General features: G+C 68.4%; 15 protein-coding genes and 1 tRNA gene. 8 read left to right on the top strand and 8 right to left on the bottom strand.

The window, feature by feature from the left end; genetic code table 11:
- Window positions 1–13: 13 nt before the first annotated feature.
- The 4 genes from ACFZDE_RS35395 (at window position 14) to ACFZDE_RS35410 (ending at window position 4,082) form a co-directional block, all read left to right on the top strand.
- Entirely contained in the window at window positions 14–529 is a 516-nt protein-coding gene (locus ACFZDE_RS35395) for a helix-turn-helix transcriptional regulator (protein ID WP_184905376.1), read from the top strand.
- Between the two features lie 125 nt (window positions 530–654).
- On the top strand, window positions 655–1,032 hold the full coding sequence (locus ACFZDE_RS35400; RefSeq protein WP_391208672.1) for a helix-turn-helix domain-containing protein: 378 nt from the start codon (window positions 655–657) through the stop codon (window positions 1,030–1,032).
- 32 nt (window positions 1,033–1,064) lie between these two features.
- On the top strand, window positions 1,065–2,582 hold the full coding sequence (locus tag ACFZDE_RS35405; RefSeq protein ID WP_391208682.1) for a LacI family DNA-binding transcriptional regulator: 1,518 nt from the start codon (window positions 1,065–1,067) through the stop codon (window positions 2,580–2,582).
- 384 nt (window positions 2,583–2,966) lie between these two features.
- Window positions 2,967–4,082 carry a DUF3644 domain-containing protein gene (locus ACFZDE_RS35410; RefSeq protein WP_391208694.1) on the top strand — a complete coding sequence of 372 codons (1,116 nt, stop codon included), beginning with the start codon at window positions 2,967–2,969 and terminating at the stop codon, window positions 4,080–4,082.
- A 17-nt stretch (window positions 4,083–4,099) separates the two neighbouring features.
- On the opposite strand, the gene ACFZDE_RS35415 is transcribed toward ACFZDE_RS35410, so the two are convergent.
- The 5 genes from ACFZDE_RS35415 to ACFZDE_RS35435 all read right to left on the bottom strand — a co-directional run bounded on the left by ACFZDE_RS35415 (window position 4,100) and on the right by ACFZDE_RS35435 (window position 7,938).
- Window positions 4,100–4,891 (bottom strand): hypothetical protein, encoded by a 792-nt coding sequence (locus ACFZDE_RS35415; RefSeq protein ID WP_391209768.1) that lies wholly within the window; start codon window positions 4,889–4,891, stop codon window positions 4,100–4,102.
- A gap of 119 nt (window positions 4,892–5,010) precedes the next feature.
- Window positions 5,011–5,691: a DUF488 family protein gene (locus ACFZDE_RS35420; RefSeq protein ID WP_391208700.1), complete on the bottom strand. Its 681-nt coding sequence runs from the start codon at window positions 5,689–5,691 to the stop codon at window positions 5,011–5,013.
- A gap of 243 nt (window positions 5,692–5,934) precedes the next feature.
- Window positions 5,935–6,008 (bottom strand) — tRNA-Pro (locus tag ACFZDE_RS35425).
- Window positions 6,009–6,055: 47 nt separating this feature from the next.
- Window positions 6,056–6,826, bottom strand: a complete 771-nt coding sequence (locus ACFZDE_RS35430; RefSeq protein WP_391208705.1) for a Pr6Pr family membrane protein — start codon at window positions 6,824–6,826, stop codon at window positions 6,056–6,058.
- A 173-nt stretch (window positions 6,827–6,999) separates the two neighbouring features.
- Window positions 7,000–7,938: a metallophosphoesterase gene (locus tag ACFZDE_RS35435; RefSeq protein ID WP_391208713.1), complete on the bottom strand. Its 939-nt coding sequence runs from the start codon at window positions 7,936–7,938 to the stop codon at window positions 7,000–7,002.
- A 153-nt stretch (window positions 7,939–8,091) separates the two neighbouring features.
- Here ACFZDE_RS35435 and ACFZDE_RS35440 point away from each other — a divergent pair, with 153 nt between their 5' ends.
- A complete protein-coding gene (locus ACFZDE_RS35440; protein ID WP_391208720.1) occupies window positions 8,092–8,556 on the top strand; it encodes a GatB/YqeY domain-containing protein in 465 nt (154 codons plus the stop codon).
- A 129-nt stretch (window positions 8,557–8,685) separates the two neighbouring features.
- On the opposite strand, the gene ACFZDE_RS35445 is transcribed toward ACFZDE_RS35440, so the two are convergent.
- Window positions 8,686–10,977, bottom strand: a complete 2,292-nt coding sequence (locus ACFZDE_RS35445) for a transglycosylase domain-containing protein (RefSeq protein ID WP_391208727.1) — start codon at window positions 10,975–10,977, stop codon at window positions 8,686–8,688.
- Between the two features lie 408 nt (window positions 10,978–11,385).
- Between ACFZDE_RS35445 and wblA the strand changes: the two genes are divergently transcribed.
- Window positions 11,386–11,724 (top strand): WhiB family transcriptional regulator, encoded by a 339-nt coding sequence (gene wblA / locus ACFZDE_RS35450; protein ID WP_248509996.1) that lies wholly within the window; start codon window positions 11,386–11,388, stop codon window positions 11,722–11,724.
- Window positions 11,725–11,956: 232 nt separating this feature from the next.
- On the opposite strand, the gene ACFZDE_RS35455 is transcribed toward wblA, so the two are convergent.
- Window positions 11,957–13,420, bottom strand: coding sequence for an ArsA-related P-loop ATPase (locus ACFZDE_RS35455; protein ID WP_391208741.1), 1,464 nt, complete (start codon window positions 13,418–13,420; stop codon window positions 11,957–11,959).
- 46 nt (window positions 13,421–13,466) lie between these two features.
- On the bottom strand, window positions 13,467–14,444 hold the full coding sequence (locus ACFZDE_RS35460) for an ArsA-related P-loop ATPase (RefSeq protein ID WP_391003573.1): 978 nt from the start codon (window positions 14,442–14,444) through the stop codon (window positions 13,467–13,469).
- Window positions 14,445–14,550: 106 nt separating this feature from the next.
- Between ACFZDE_RS35460 and ACFZDE_RS35465 the strand changes: the two genes are divergently transcribed.
- Complete coding sequence (locus ACFZDE_RS35465) at window positions 14,551–14,709, top strand: DUF4177 domain-containing protein (RefSeq protein WP_097218487.1); 159 nt, start codon at window positions 14,551–14,553, stop codon at window positions 14,707–14,709.
- A complete protein-coding gene (locus tag ACFZDE_RS35470) occupies window positions 14,709–15,170 on the top strand; it encodes a RidA family protein (RefSeq protein WP_030846166.1) in 462 nt (153 codons plus the stop codon). Before ACFZDE_RS35465 ends, ACFZDE_RS35470 begins: the two co-directional genes overlap by 1 nt.
- The last annotated feature ends 252 nt before the right edge of the window (window positions 15,171–15,422 follow it).

The raw sequence follows: 15,422 nt of genomic DNA on the forward strand, positions 1-15,422 counted from the left end.
GAAGGAGGTGGGCATGTCCGATGAAGGCCCCCAGCAGGGCGTGTTGCTCAGCGGCGAGGCGAACGTCGCGGTGCGCATCAAGCTGGAGCGCGAGGCGCGCGGCTGGAGCACCAACGCCCTGTCCGACCGCCTGAACGAGGCCGGCTTCGAGATGAACCCCTCCGCGGTCTGGCGCATCGAGAACGGCAAGCGCCGTATCAACCTCGACGAGGCCATCGGCTTCGCCGAGGTCTTCGGCCTCGCCCTGCGCAACCTCGTCGGCCCCCCGCAGCTCGCCGCCCAGGCTCGCGCCATGGAACTCATCGACGCCGTTGTGGACGCGTTCCGCGAGACTCAGCGGGCCAATGCCGCCTACACCAAGGCGCGCGATGCCCTCGACGCGTATCTCGCCGAGCACCCGGATATCCGCGAGGAGGCAGACGTGATGGTCTCCAACGCCATGGCCGAGGCGTCCACTAAGCATCTGCTGGAGACGTACGGACCGCAGCCCGGCGAGCATCGCGATGCCGATCCCGCAGACGAGGTGTAGCCGCCGGCTCTTACTCCCGTCCTGGACCCGCAAACCCCCAGTTCGGGCATCTCCCCTCATCCCTAGCGATCGACCGGCAGGCCGGTGTTGCCGCACCACACGTCTGCCAGAAGAGGACTCACCCCTTGCGTCAACCCGCAATACCCCCCGCCTCCGCGGCGACTCTGCACGCCGAGGCAGCCTTCCCGCGCCTCTACCTCCCCGAGGAAGTTGCCGCCGTCCTCGGCTGCTCCGCCTGGTGGGTGAAGGATCGCGCCCGCCGACGGCTCATCCCGTTCACCCGCGTCGGCCGCGCCTACCGCTTCTCGGATGATCACCTCGCCGAGATCATCCGCATGCACGAAGAGCGCCCGGCTCGGAATTCGCAGCGCCCCAGCGGCATGACTGCGTCTGCTCCGCAGCCTCCGGTTCGTCGGCAGAGCGAGGGGCCTGCCCCCGCACGCAGCCTCAAGGCCCGGCCACCGCGCCGCATGCTCAGGTCCCAGTACGGCACCGCCGCTTAACGCACCCCACACGACAGAAGGGAGGGAACTCAGTGGGGTACGCAGAGAAGCGCGCCAGCTACTGGCGCGGGCGGTACAAGATCGAGGATGGCAAGTACGGCACGGTCTCCGATTCCACGGGTGCCGTGGTCAAGTTCGCCACCAAGCGCGAAGCCAAGCAAGCCGCAGACGCCGAAGAGGTCAACGTCCGGCGCGGCCAGTGGCGCGACCCGGGCCTCGGCCAGGAGACCTTCGGCGAGTACGCAAGCCGCTGGTACGAGGCCCAGGACCTGGCCGCCTCGACCATGCAGAACTACAAGCGCCACATCGAGGAGCACCTGCTTCCCGACTTCGAGGACAAGGCGCTCGCCGGCATCCTGCGCACGGACGTCGCCGCCTGGGAGAAGAAGGAGAAGGCCGTGTACGCGGCCTCCAGCGTCAAGACCTGGCGCTCGACCCTCCACCTGATCTTCGAGGACGCGATCGACGAGGGTCTGATCACCTCCAACCCGGCCGCCAGGCGGCGAGGGCGTGGCAAGCGCGCCGGCCGCTCGCGGGACCGCGGTCCGGAGAAGGTCGTCACCGACGCCCTCGGCATCCTCCTGACCGCCGAGCGAGTGGCCCTGCTGTCTGGCCGCGACGACGAGTTCGTCGCCGTGGTCCTCAAGGGCTACACCGGAAAGCGCTGGGGCGAAATCGTCGGCCTGGAAACGGAGTTCGTTCGGCCCGGCGTGTTCCGTGTCGAGTGGCAGCTGTACGAGTTGGACACCGGTGAGCTGGTGCGCTGTCCGCCGAAGGACGACAGCTACCGCAACATCGACTCGATGGGCTGGCTGTCGTCCCTGGTCTTCGACCACATTGCCCGTACGAAGCCGACGCCGTGTCCCTGCCACGGGAGGACGTACGTCTTCCGGGGCCAAGGGGCAGCGCGTACCGGTGGGCACCAGGGCGCGAAGCTGGTCGACGTCGCGCGGCTGGCGGGCGTCTCCACGGGGACGGTCTCCAACGTCCTCAACCGACCCGACCGGGTCGCCGAGGCCACCCGAGTGCGGGTCGAGAAGGCCATAGCCGACCTCGGATTCGTACGGGGCGGCATGGTATCGGAGCACGCGGCCCACTGGCGCAGGAACGGCTTCGCCACCTGGCTGTTCACCCCGGCGGCCTCCGGCTGGTACCCGAAGAAGGCGCCGCAGGAGGCCCGCCCCGTGCCCATCCTCGGCGAGCGGTGGCCCGGCGTCCCCGCACGAGGGCGCGGTGCCACCGATCGCGCCGATGCCTGCTGGCTCCCGATCGCCAAGGGCCTCACACCCCACGGCCTCCGTCACACCCACCGGACGATGATGGAGGACCTGGGCGCCGAGAAGGTGCTCATGGACGAGCGCATGGGTCACCTCGACGGCTCGGTCTCCGCTCGCTACGCCCACGTCACCCCCGGCATGCGAGAACGCCTCAAGCTCGGCCTGACCCAGCAGTGGGAGGCAGCACTCGACGCACGCCTGGCCCTGTGCCCGACGTCACCGGTGCGCGTCCTCAACGACCTCCTGCGCGCACGCGCGGCCGTCCTCCGGTAGCCCCACCCGGTGCCCCACAACACTGTTGTGGGGCACCGCTGTTTTCCGTACGAGTGCGGCAATCCAATGCCCTAAGTTCGGGCCGACGACGTCCGGCACCGGAGACTGCCCGAGGGACTTCACGCGACTCACGGTCGGGCGGAGGTAGAGGAATCGCTCGATGCCCGCTGCAGGATGCCTCCGCGGTCGTCGGTCATCGTCCTGGATCGGCTCCTACGGGCACGTGACTCTGTGACGGTCGCATGAGGGGTGGGACGTGATCTATACGGTGGGGGCGCCAGGTAGTGCCGTTACTCATGCCGTTTCTGACTCGTCGTGGGAATTCTGCTTGTGCTGATACGGCCGATGGTGTGACCCTTCTTATGGACGAGAAGGACGCACGACATGGCATACGCTCGGTGGCGCCACATCCTCATGGAGTCGCAGCGGCACGCCCTCAAAGCAGTGGACGAGTGGAATTGCTCGACTGGCAACTACAGCGACTTCCTCACGCACATGCACAGGGCGTGGCACTACCTGCTCCATGCCGAGTTTCACAAGGCAAAGATCGACTATCACTACAGGGACCCCAAGACCGGTCAGCACCAGCTGATCGACGGTGAACCCAAGGCTTGGGATCTTGACCGGTGCTTGAGGGAGCGTTTTCCCGACCACCAGGATCCCGTGCGCTTGAACGGGGAACTCTTCGTGGCGCTCCGTAACAAGGTGGAGCACCGGTATGAGCACAACCTGAAGATCGCCACGGGCGGCAGGGCCCAGGCGCTCGTCGTGAACTACGAGCAGGAGATAGTCGCCCACTTCGGACCCGAGTACAGCCTCGCCGATCGGCTCCGATTCCCGATGTCGCTTCAGGCCCTCACCGCGGAGGGGCGGGAGCAGCTCCAGGAGGCCGCGAAGAAGCTGCCGAAGCACACCCGCGACCTGGTGGCGAAGTTCGAGGCCGCCATCGATCCCGCTGTGCTCGACGATCTCCGATACGACTACCGCGTGCGGCTCGTGCCCATCATCGGTTCGAAGACCGAGGCCGACTTGGCGATCAACTTCGTCAAGCTCGACGAGCTGAGCGAGGACGAGCGAAGGACCATGGTCCAGGCCGGGCGTCTCGGCACAGTGATCGAGAAGGTCAAGCACGTCGAAGTGGCCGACAAGGACAAACTGCTCCCGGGACGGGTCGCTCGTCTCGTGGAAGACCAGGTGCCCTTCGAATTCAGCGCAAGTCATGAGCACGCGATGATGTGGAAACGCCTTGGGGTCAGACCTGCCACCGGAGCCCCCGATCCCCGTGCCACGAACGCGAAGTACTGCATCTACAGCGAGGCATTCGGGACCTACGTCTACGCGCCCGCCTGGGTGAAGAAGATCGTCAGAGAGATCGGAACCGTCGAGAAGTACCGAGCTTTCTTCGGTAGGGAGCCCCGCATGAAGAAGGTGACCCCGTTTCCGAAGCGGCCGGGAACACCGGATGCGAACGACGCGCAGCAGCACAGCAAGTCCGCCTGACCTCCGGCAGGAGCGCGTCACTCACCAAACAGACTGTCCTGCACGTACTCGACGACCTTCCGCTCCGGGTAGAAGACGGCCAGAAGCATGAACGTCTTGGGATGGGCCGCGATGTTGCCTACAAAGAAGTGGACGGCCCGGTTCGGAGCGCACATCCGGTTGTACCAGCGCTCGCGCAGCGCATCACGGACCCCGCGCTCGCCGTACTTGCGCAGAAACTTGCGGTACGACTGGCCGGCCTCCCAGTCCTTCAGCCCCATGTCATGGGTTGGGCAGTCATCGTCGGCACAGCGGAAGCTGTAACGGAGGTCGAGCGGCACCCACTCCAGCGGGTTCAGCTCCTGCTCGAACAGATCGAGTTGGTCGGCCAGCGCGGCCTTGGACACCGACCAGGGCTCAGCGGGCTCCAGCCGGAAGCGAGTGATTTCGGCGGGCCGGAAGACGCCGAGGGACGTTCCTCGCTTCTCCTGGTCCCGTTTGATGGCGCAGAGCGACGGGGCGATCAGCGGTTCGACATACCGGTACCGCTTCGTCCAGCCGCCGTCGGACGGCACCTCACCCACGATCTCCAAGGTGTCGAGGTCGGGCCGGAGACTCTCCGGGCGTGAATCTCGCTCCGGACGGTGAGGTTCGACGTCGACCTTGATGATCGAGTACTTGGAGAACTGGGCTTCCTCGCTCAGGAGCCGGAAGGGGACCGGGAAGAGCCGTACGTGCTGTGGCTCGCCCTGGTCCAGGCGTATGCCGGCCACACAACTGGTCTCGCGGTACTTGTTGGACAGCTCCGGATACGTCTTGACGGTGATCATGATCGTTGCGCGCTGCCGATTTCGCGATCCCATGGTTGCCCCCTCCACTGATCTCCGGATCCGATTGGAGGAGAGGCATGCGCCACCGGCAAGAGCGCCTGCCAGGACGAGGGGTGAAGTCAGGCCAAGGGAATTACGGGCACGGCGGCGCGTTTACGGACCGTCTCCAGGACGACCTGCCGGTGGCAGCGGCTCTCGTCCTTCTCGAAGCACAGGACCGCGACCCGGGACTGGCGGGCATGCTCCGCGAGGCGCTCAAGATCGGTCTGCGCCTCCTCGGACCGCAGCACCCCACGGAACCGGGCCCGGCCCTCGTCGAGCCGGCCGTCCCAGAACGGCGCCCGGTTGTCCTTGGGATTACCCAGGCCACGCAGGTGCGTGTACTCGATGCCGGCCTCGGCAAGTGCCTCCCCGAGGCGGGTCTTGCTGAAGCCCTTCTTGCGACTGATCGGCGTGAGCCGTACGTCCGCCACGACATCAATACGGCTGTCGAGGAGCGAGGCGACGAAGGAGTCGATGTCCCGGCCTTCGTACCCAGCGGACCAGAGGCCGGGAGCGGCCTTGGTCTCCTGGAAGAGTTCATCGAGGGAGACTTCAAGTGCCTCGGCGACCGCTCCGACCGTGAAGAAACCTGGCTGGATCACTCCCTCGCTCTCCAGACGGGCCAGAGTTCCTACGGCGATGCCGGCTTCCTTGGCGAGCCGTTCCCGCGACCACCCTCGGCCCTCCCGCAGCGTTCGCACGCGCTGGGCGAGTGCTCGGGCGTGGTCGTGGGGACGCGCTGAGTGATGGCTTGCCATGTGTCGTGATCCTAAGGGCGGTTGAGGCAGGCGGGCATGGTGTTCCCGGCCGACTACGGGGATGGATTCGCGAACGCGCAGGTCCGAGAGCCCTCAGCCGCCGCACTTCAGACGGCCTCACCAGTCACCCCCTGGGAGAACCCGACCAAGATCTTCTCCCAGATTTCTCCCAAACGATCTCCAGAAACCCGTCAGGGGCCTGATCCACTTGGTGGATCAGGCCCCTGACCTGGTATTTCTCTGTCGGGGTGGCGGGATTTGAACCCACGACCTCTTCGTCCCGAACGAAGCGCGCTGCCAAGCTGCGCTACACCCCGATGTCGCTGCTGTCGCGGCGACGACGTTTACTTTAGCCCACCGGTGGCTAGAGACGAAATCCGGTTTTGCCGCGGTGGCGGATGGGGTTCGGGCGGGCGTGGTCGAGGGCTACGAGGAGTACGGCCAGGGCGTAGAAGGCGAGACCCAGGAGGAGGGCGTTGCCGAGAACGCGCTTGAAGCCGTCCTGGCCGACGTCCAGGAAGGGGTAGAGGTAGCGGTCGGGGGTGCCCGGGAGGAGCAGCTCGCCCCGGGTGAGGCAGAAGGCCAGGTAGACCATCGGGTAGAGGAGCCAGGTGCTCGCCTGGCGGAGGTGCATGCGGCCGGGGGATGTGAGCAGGAGCCATTCCAGTGCCGCCGCTATCGGGGTCACCGTGGTCAGCATCGCGTGCGAGAGGGTCTGCCCGCCCGTCGCTGCGGCGGCCTCGCCCGTGAGGGCGAACGGGCTCGCCGCGTTCGCCAGGAGCAGGTGGTGCACCAAGGCCGACATGACGACGTAGAGCAGCGTCGCACCCAGTACGGCACCCGGCAGGGGTCGGCTCGCTGTCCATGCGCGGCGGGCCGAGAGCGCCATGACCAGCGTCAGCAGGATGTTGCTCTGGATCGCGAAGGAGCTCAGGACCCTGAACGGTTCGCCGCGGAGCAGTTCCACCGTGACACCCGCGGTCGCCGCGAGGGCGATGATCAGGCGGAAGGCCGCGGCCGCGGGGCGGCGGACCGGGGTGACGACGGCCGTGGCCGGCACGGGGGCGGGCTTCAGCGCCGGCGGGGACGGTATCGCTGGGAGGTCCGGGATGTCCCGGGGTATCGGGGCGGTCATGCCCCTCACGCTGGCAGAAACGGACATCTGGGGCGATGTGGGTGGGGCTGTGCGGGTTACTTACCCACCTGCCCGGCCGGGTAGGTGGGTGAGTGGGCCGGGTGGGTTCGACCCGACCCGGTCCGACCCGGTCCGGTCCGACCGAACCCGTCGCTCACATCGCCCCCTCCCCCCTACCTCCCCACGCCCTCGCGCCCCACCAGCGTCAGCAGTGTCGCCTCCGGCGGGCACGCGAAGCGCACCGGTGTGTAGCGGTTCGTGCCGCAGCCCGCCGAGACGTGGAGGTAGGACGTACGCCCCTGCGCCGTGTGCGTGGACAGGCCCTTCACCCGGTCCGTGTCCAGGTCGCAGTTGGTGACCAGGGCTCCGTAGAAGGGGATGCACAGCTGGCCGCCGTGGGTGTGGCCGGCCAGGATCAGGGGGTAGGCGTCACCCGTGAAGGCGTCCAGGGTGCGCAGGTACGGCGCGTGCACGACGCCCATCGAGAAGTCCGCCGCCTCGGACGGGCCGCCCGCCACCTGCGCGTACCGGTCCCTCTTGATATGCGGGTCGTCCAGGCCCGTGAGCTCCACCGAGCCACCTTCGAGCTTGAGCTCACCGCGTGTGTTGGTCAGGTTGAGCCAGCCCGCCGCGTCGAAACCGTCCCGCAGGTCCTCCCACGGGTTGTGCACCACGCCCTCGGCCGGTGCGTTGCCGTTGAGCCCGTGGCGGCCCTGGGCCCTCTCGAGCAGGTAGAGGGCCGGGTTGCGCAGCTTGGGGCCGTAGTAGTCGTTGGAGCCGAAGACGTACGCGCCGGGGAACTCCATCAGGGGGCCGAGCGCGTCCAGGACCTCCGGGACGCCCTCCGGGTCGGAGAGGTTGTCGCCCGTGTTGATCACGAAGTCGGGGCGCAGGCCCGCCAGGGACCGCAGCCAGCGCTGCTTCTTGCGCTGGCCGCCGACCATGTGGATGTCGGAGACCTGCAGCACACGCAGGGGGCGCATTCCCGGGGGCAGGACCGGGACGGTGACCCGGCGGAGGCGGAAGGAGCGGGCCTCGAAGCCCGCCGAGTACAGCAGTCCGGCGGCGCCAGCCGCCGCGATTCCCAGAGGTACTCCATATCGCGCGCGCATACGACCATCGTGTCAGACCCGGGCCGCCGCCCGTGCCGGGGCGCTGCTCGTGCCGGGGCGCTGCGCCGAAATCCCCTGACGGCACCGGGCATTAGCCGGCCGCCCCGCAAATCGAGGGGCGCCACTCCTGTCGTACCTGCGACAATCGACCCCATGACCACGCTCAAGTCGAAGCTGCAGGAAGACCTCAACGTTGCGATCAAGGAGCGCGACGAGCTGCGCTCCTCGACGCTCCGGCTGACGCTCGCCGCGATCACCAAGGAGGAGGTCGCGGGCAAGGAGAAGCGCGCGCTCTCCGACGACGAGGTGCAGAAGGTGATCACCCGGGAGGCGAAGAAGCGGCGTGAGGCGGCCGACGCCTTCGCGCAGGGTGGTCGTGCCGAGCAGGCCGCGCGGGAGAAGGCGGAGGGCGAGGTCCTCGCCACGTATCTGCCGCAGCAGCTGTCGGACGAGCAGCTCCAGGAGGTCGTCGCCCAGGCCGTCGAGGAGGCGAAGGCGGCCGGTGCGGAGGGGCCGCGGGCGATGGGTGCGGTCATGAAGATCGTGAACCCGAAGGTGGCCGGGCAGGCCGAGGGCGGCCGTGTCGCCGCCGCGGTGAAGAAGCTGCTGGCCGGCTGAGCCTCCAGCACATCTCGGCCGGACGCCGGCTGACCCTTCACCCTGCTGATCCAGTCGAACGACGACGGCCCCCTCCCACCACGCCGGTGGGAGGGGGCCGTTTTCGTCGCGTGAGGTCACGCCACCGCCTCAGCCGAACCGCCCACCGTTGCCGTTCCCCCCGTTCCCCGGCCCCCGGATGAAGCCCTCCGGGATAGAGAACGAGGGCGTGGGCTCGCCGCCGCCACCACCGCCGTTGTTGCCGCCGACCAGGCCGCCGATGAAGCCGTCGTTCCCGCCGTTGCCGTGGTCGCCGTTGCCCCCGTCGTCACGGCCGCGGTCCTCGTCGTCGTCGCGGTCGCGGGGCTTGCTGTCGGGGATGTGGACGGTGTTGAAGTTCTCGACGGGCTTGCCCTCCAGCGCGCCGGACATCATGTCGCGCCAGATCGGACCGGGGACCTCGCCACCGAAGACCTTGCCGTAGGGCCGGCCGCCGATGGTGATGCCGGACATCTTCCGCTTGTGCGCCGGGTCGCCGACCCAGACCGCGCCGGCCATGTTCGGCGTGTAGCCCACGAACCAGGCCGCGTAGCGCTCGTCCGTCGTACCGGTCTTGCCGGCGCTGGGACGGCTGCCGAGGCCCGCCTTCGTGCCCGTACCGTCCTCGACGACGCCCTTCAGCAGCGCGTTGATCGTGTCGGCGGTGTTCTCCGACATCGCGCGCGAGCAGGTCGACTTCGGTACCTCCATCGACGTGGTCTTGTCGCCGACCCGCCGACTGACCGACTCGATGGCGATCGGCGTGCAGTGCATGCCGCGCGAGGCGAAGGTCGCGTACGCGTTCGCCATGGTCAGCGGGGACATCTCCTGGGTGCCGAGGGCGATGGAGGGCACCTGCGGCATCTTGTCGCCGTCGGCCCGCACGACGCCCATCTTCTTGGCCATCGTCGTCACCGGACAGATGCCGATGTCGCTGATCATCTGCACGTAGTAGGTGTTGACCGACTTGGCGGTCGCCTCCCGCATGTCGTACGGGCCCACCTCGGAGGAGTTCTCGTTCTGGAGCTTGGCCGGGCTGTTGGGGTCGTTCACCCACCGCTTGCCGTCACAGGCCGAGACCGGGCTTGGGTAGGCCATCCGGTACGGCGACGAGTACACCTTGTTCGCCGGCATGCCGTCCTCCAGGGCCGCGGCGGCCACGATCGGCTTGAACGTCGAACCGGGCTGGTATCCCATGCCGCCGCCCATCGACTGGTCGACGGAGAGGTTGATCTGCGTCTCGTTCTTCTTGAAGCCGTACGGACGCGACTGGCCCATGGCGAGGATCTTGCCGGTGCCGGGCTGGACGATGGAGGCGGCGGTGGCCACCTCGTCGCTCTTGTAGACGTGGTCCTTGATGGAGCGCTGCGCCGCCTTCTGGGACTGGGGGTCCATGGTCGTGCGGATGGTGAGGCCGCCCTGGTTCCAGATCTTCGCGCGCTGCTCCTTGGTCTTGCCGAAGACCGGGTCGCTCAGGAAGACCTCGCGCACGTAGTCGCAGAAGAAGCCCGCGCCCTTGACCGCCGTGATGCAGCCGTTCTTGGGCTTGCTGACCTTCAGGCCGAGCGGCGCCTTCATCGCGTCGGTGGCCTGCGCCCGGGAGATGTCGCCGACGGCGGCCATGCGCTGGAGCACGGTGTTGCGGCGCTTGGTGGCCTCCGCCTCGTCGTTGACCGGGTCGTACCGGCTGGGCGACTGGACGATGCCGGCCAGCAGGGCCGCCTGCTCCAGGTCGAGGTCCTTGGCGGACTTGGAGAAGTAGCGCTGGGCGGCGGCTTCGACACCGTAGGCCTGCTGGCCGAAGAACGTGATGTTCAGGTAGTTCTCGAGGATCTTCTTCTTGCCCAGCTCCTCCTCGACCTGGATCGCGTACTTGAGCTCGCGGATCTTGCGGCCGATGGTCTGCTGGGTGGCCTGCGCGACCTTCGTCGGGTCGTCGCCCGCCTCCTCGATGAAGACGTTCTTCACGTACTGCTGCGTCAGCGTGGAGGCGCCCTCGGAGACTCCGCCGGTCTGCGCGTTCTTGTTGAGGGCGCGCAGGACGCCCTTCAGGTCGACCGCGCCGTGCTGGTAGAAGCGCGAGTCCTCGATCGCGACGATCGCCTTCTGCATGTACGGCGAGATGTCCTTGAGGGGGACCACCGTGCGGTCGCGCGAGTAGACCGTGGCGATCTGGCCGCCGTCGGCGTCGAGGATCGTGGTGCGCTGGCTCAACGGCGGGGTCTTCATGTTGGCCGGGAGCTCGTCGAAGCTCTCGACCGATCCCTTGGCCGCCAGCCCCAGCGCACCCACTGCGGGGAGCGCGATGCCGGCCAGCACGGCTCCCGCGAGGACACTGACACCGAGGAACTTGGCGGCCTGCTGCGTGGGAGACAGACCACCGCCCGAGCGCTTCTTTGGCATGAGGGCAGCCTACGTTCTCATTCGCCGGACAGGCGTATAGGCCTTGGCCTAAGCTGCTCTCAACTGTCACAGCAGTGAGGTCACGTATCAATACGTCCGACGACCCCGAATCGTTCCGGGTGTTCTCCAACTTTTTTGTTGGGGCCGTGTCCGTATCCGCCTTGTGTGTCATACGGCGTCCCATGTGACGCAGCTGAACTGTCCCGCTTTGCCGGGAAGGTGACGTATGTCGCCAGCTCACTCCCCCGGGTGATCTGCCGCTTACCCATAGTCCGTTCGGGCCATTCAAGATTGGGCCCGAAGGGGGTGTTGCGCTGTGCCCACCTTCCGTAACGTCCTCAACTGGCGGCGGTGAATATGCCGCTGCCGCCGTGGGGGAGCCTCGATTCGGGAGAGGACGGCGCCGGTATGGGCTGGGTTACCGACTGGAGTGCGCAGGCGGCCTGCCGCACTACCGATCCGGATGAACTGTTCGTTCAAGGAGCAGCGCAGAACAGGGCCAAGGCGGTGTGCACCGGATGCCCGGTGCGTACGGAGTGCCTGGCCGACGCGCTCGACAACCGCGTCGAGTTCGGCGTGTGGGGAGGCATGACGGAGCGGGAGCGCCGCGCACTGCTGCGCAGGCGTCCCACTGTGACCTCCTGGCGCCGACTGCTGGAGACGGCGCGCACGGAGTACGAGCGGGGGTGCGGTGTTCTGCCCCTCGACGACGACGAGATCTACGAGAACTACGCGGCGGTGAGCTGAGAAGTTCCCCTGTGGAGTCCCTCTGTGGGGAGCTTCCCAGGTCCGGGTTCGAGGGCCCTGTCCGGGCCCTTCGCCATCGGCTGCGGGTTCTTCGACGGTTGAGCTCTTCGGCCTGTGGGTTCTTCGGCGGTTGGGTTCTTCGGTCTGCGGGTTCTTGTGCGGCGGGTTCTTCGGCCTCCGCGAGTCGTCTTCCGGGAGCGCCCCTCGCGTACGTCCGTGTCAGGCGTCCGTGTCAGGCGCTCGCCTCGGGCGGCTCCGGCTCGTCGGCGGGGTCGGGCAGCTCGCGCTCGTCGGCCGCGAGACGGTCGCCGATCTCGCGCAGTCCCGCGAGGTCGTGCACATCGCCGGGCAGTGCGGCCACTTCCGTCACGGCCACCTCGGGGTGGAGCGCGGTGAAGCGGTCACGCGTGCGCTGCTCACGGGAGAGCAACTGCATGCGATCGGCGTGCAGCCTCAGCAAGCCTGCGGTGAGCTGGTCCACGGACCGCTCGGGGTCCACGGGCTGCTCAGGGTCCACGGACTGCTCAGTGCCCTCGGCATGTGCGGCCTGCTCGGCGTCTTCGGTGGGGGAGCCACCTTCCGGAGCCGGAGCCGGAGCCGGAGCCGATGCCGGTGCCTGAGCTGGTGTTACGGACGTGGGAGAGTCTGAACTGTCGTGTGCGTCGGGGGAGTTACGAAGACTTGCTTTCCCGCCCTCCTGATCCACAATGCGGGGCTCTTCAAGATTTTCCGCGGCGGCGAGCGCCCGCTCGGCCGACAGCCCGTCGGCGCCGCTGCCGTGCACCCGGTTGAGCACCAGACCGGCCAGCGGCATGTCCTCCGCGGCCAGCCGCTCCACGAAGTACGCGGCCTCGCGCAGCGCGTCCCGCTCCGGGGCCGCCACCACGAGGAACGCCGTGCCCGGCGCCTGGAGCAGCTTGTACGTCGCGTCCGCGCGCGTGCGGAAACCGCCGAAGGTGGTGTCCATCGCGGACACGAACGTCTGGACGTCCTTGAGGAGCTGGCCGCCGAGCAGCTTGCCGAGGGTGCCGGTCATCATCGACATCCCGACGTTCAGGAACTTCATCCCGGCCCGGCCGCCCAGTTTCGCCGGGGCCGTCAGCAGCCGGATCAGCCGGCCGTCCAGGAACGACCCGAGCCTCTTGGGCGCGTCCAGGAAGTCCAGTGCCGAACGGGAGGGCGGGGTGTCGACGACGATCAGATCCCACTCGTCCCGGGCGCGCAGCTGCCCGAGCTTCTCCATCGCCATGTACTCCTGCGTGCCCGCGAAGCCCGCAGAGAGCGACTGGTAGAAGGGGTTGCCCAGGATGGCCGCCGCCCGCTCGCCGTCCGCGTGCGCCTCGACGATCTCGTCGAAGGTGCGCTTCATGTCGAGCATCATCGCGTGCAGCTCGCCGCCCGCGGAGTCGTCGATGCCCTTCACCCGGCGCGGGGTGTTGTCGAGGGAGTCGATGCCCATGGACTGGGCCAGCCTGCGGGCCGGGTCGATGGTCAGGACGACCACCTTGCGGCCCCGCTCGGCAGCGCGCAGGCCCAGGGCCGCCGCGGTCGTGGTCTTGCCGACCCCGCCCGAGCCGCAGCAGACCACGATCCGGGTCTGCGGGTCCTCCAGCAGCGGATCGATGTCGAGCAGGCGCGCGGGGGCGAGGTGCGGGCGGGCCGGGTCGTGGGCGTGGGCCGGGTCCGAGCGACTCATGACATCCCCTGCTTCCGACTCGTGACACGCGCTGCTCCGTACTGCCTCATGACACGCCCTGTTCGCGCAGCTCGCGGGCCAGTTCGTACAGCCCTGCCAGGTCCATGCCCTCGGCGAACAGGGGCAGTTCGTGCGACGGCAGGCCCAGTTCGGCCAGCACCGCCCGCTGCTCGTGCTCCAGCGTGTACCGCTCGGCGTACTCCTCTGCCTGCGTGAGCAACGGATCGACTAGCCGCTCGGCGTGCCCGCCGCGCCGCGCACCGCCGAGCCCCGCGGACGACAACGACCTCGCGACAGTGGAACGCGGGACCGTCCGCACGAGTTCCAGGTCCGTCTCGTCCAACACCTCCGGCCGGACCATGTTCACGATGATCCGCCCCACCGGCAGCCGCGCCGAACGCAGCTCGGCGATGCCGTCCACGGTCTCCTGGACGGGCATCTCCTCCAGCAGAGTCACCAGGTGAACGGCCGTCTCCGGCGACTTCAGCACCCGCATCACTGCCTGCGCCTGATTGTGTATCGGGCCGATCTTGGCGAGGCCCGCGACCTCGTCGTTCACGTTCAGGAAGCGGGTGATCCGCCCGGTCGGCGGGGCGTCCATGACGACGTAGTCGTAGGTGAACCGCCCGCTGCGCTCCTTGCGGCGCACCGCCTCGCAGGCCTTGCCGGTCAGGAGTACGTCCCTGAGGCCGGGCGCGATGGTGGTGGCGAAGTCGATGGCGCCGAGCTTCTTCAGGGCCCGTCCGGCGCTGCCCAGCTTGTAGAACATCTGGAGGTAGTCCAGAAGGGCCAGTTCGGGGTCGATGGCGAGCGCATACACCTCCCCGCCCCCGGGTGCTACTGCGATCTTCCGTTCCTCATAAGGCAGCGCTTCCGTTTCGAAGAGCTGCGCGATGCCCTGACGGCCCTCGACCTCGACGAGAAGCGTCCGCTTCCCCTCCGTGGCCAGGGCCAGCGCTAGGGCTGCGGCCACCGTGGTCTTACCGGTACCGCCCTTGCCGCTGACGACCTGGAGCCTGCTCACGTATTCGAGCCTAACCAGTCCGTGCCCGCGCTACGCGGGAGGCTGTGGATAACGGGTGCGGTGGTGGGCCGCGTGGCCCCGTCGGGCAGGGGCTAGAGTCGGCCGCATGACCAAGTGGGAATACTCGACTGTGCCGCTGCTCGTCCACGCCACGAAGCAGATTCTGGACACCTGGGGCGAGGACGGCTGGGAGCTCGTCCAGGTCGTGCCCGGGCCGAACAACCCCGAGCAGCTCGTGGCCTACCTGAAGCGGGAGAAGCAGTAGTGGGCGCCGTCGAGGCGAAGCTGGCCGAGCTCGGCCTGAGCCTGCCCGCGGTGGTCCCGCCGCTCGCCGCCTACCAGCCGGCCGTTCAGTCCGGACCGTACGTCTACACCGCCGGGCAGCTCCCGATGGTGGACGGCAAGCTTCCGGTCACCGGCAAGGTCGGTGCGGAGGTCACCCCGGAGGAGGCCAAGGAGCTGGCACGTACGTGTGCGCTGAACGCCCTGGCCGCCGTGAAGTCCGTCGCGGGTGACCTGGACCGCATCGCGCGCGTGGTGAAGGTCGTCGGCTTCGTCGCCTCGGCCTCCGACTTCACGGGCCAGCCCGCGGTGCTGAACGGCGCGAGCGAGCTGCTCGGCGAGGTCCTCGGCGACAAGGGCGTACACGCGCGCAGCGCGGTGGGCGTCGCGGTGCTTCCCCTGGACGCACCGGTGGAGGTCGAGATCCAGGTGGAACTCGCGTAGCGCACGGACGCGCACCGGCAGCTGTACGCGTACCAGTACCCGGCCGTGCCCGTGCGGGTAGCCCGGGCGTACGTACCGGGTACCTCGGCCGGCACGGCACCGGGGACCCGGCCGCGGGCCGGGGACCGGCCGAGCACTGGGACCGGCCGAGCACTGGGGCCGGCCGAGCACTGGGACCGGCCGAGCACTGGGAACCTGGCAGCGCGCCGGGGACCCCGCCCCCGCACCGGTAGCTCAGCCTGCACCGGAGGA

It is taken from the genome of Streptomyces sp. NPDC007929 (genome assembly GCF_042959065.1).
GTDB lineage: Bacteria > Actinomycetota > Actinomycetes > Streptomycetales > Streptomycetaceae > Streptomyces.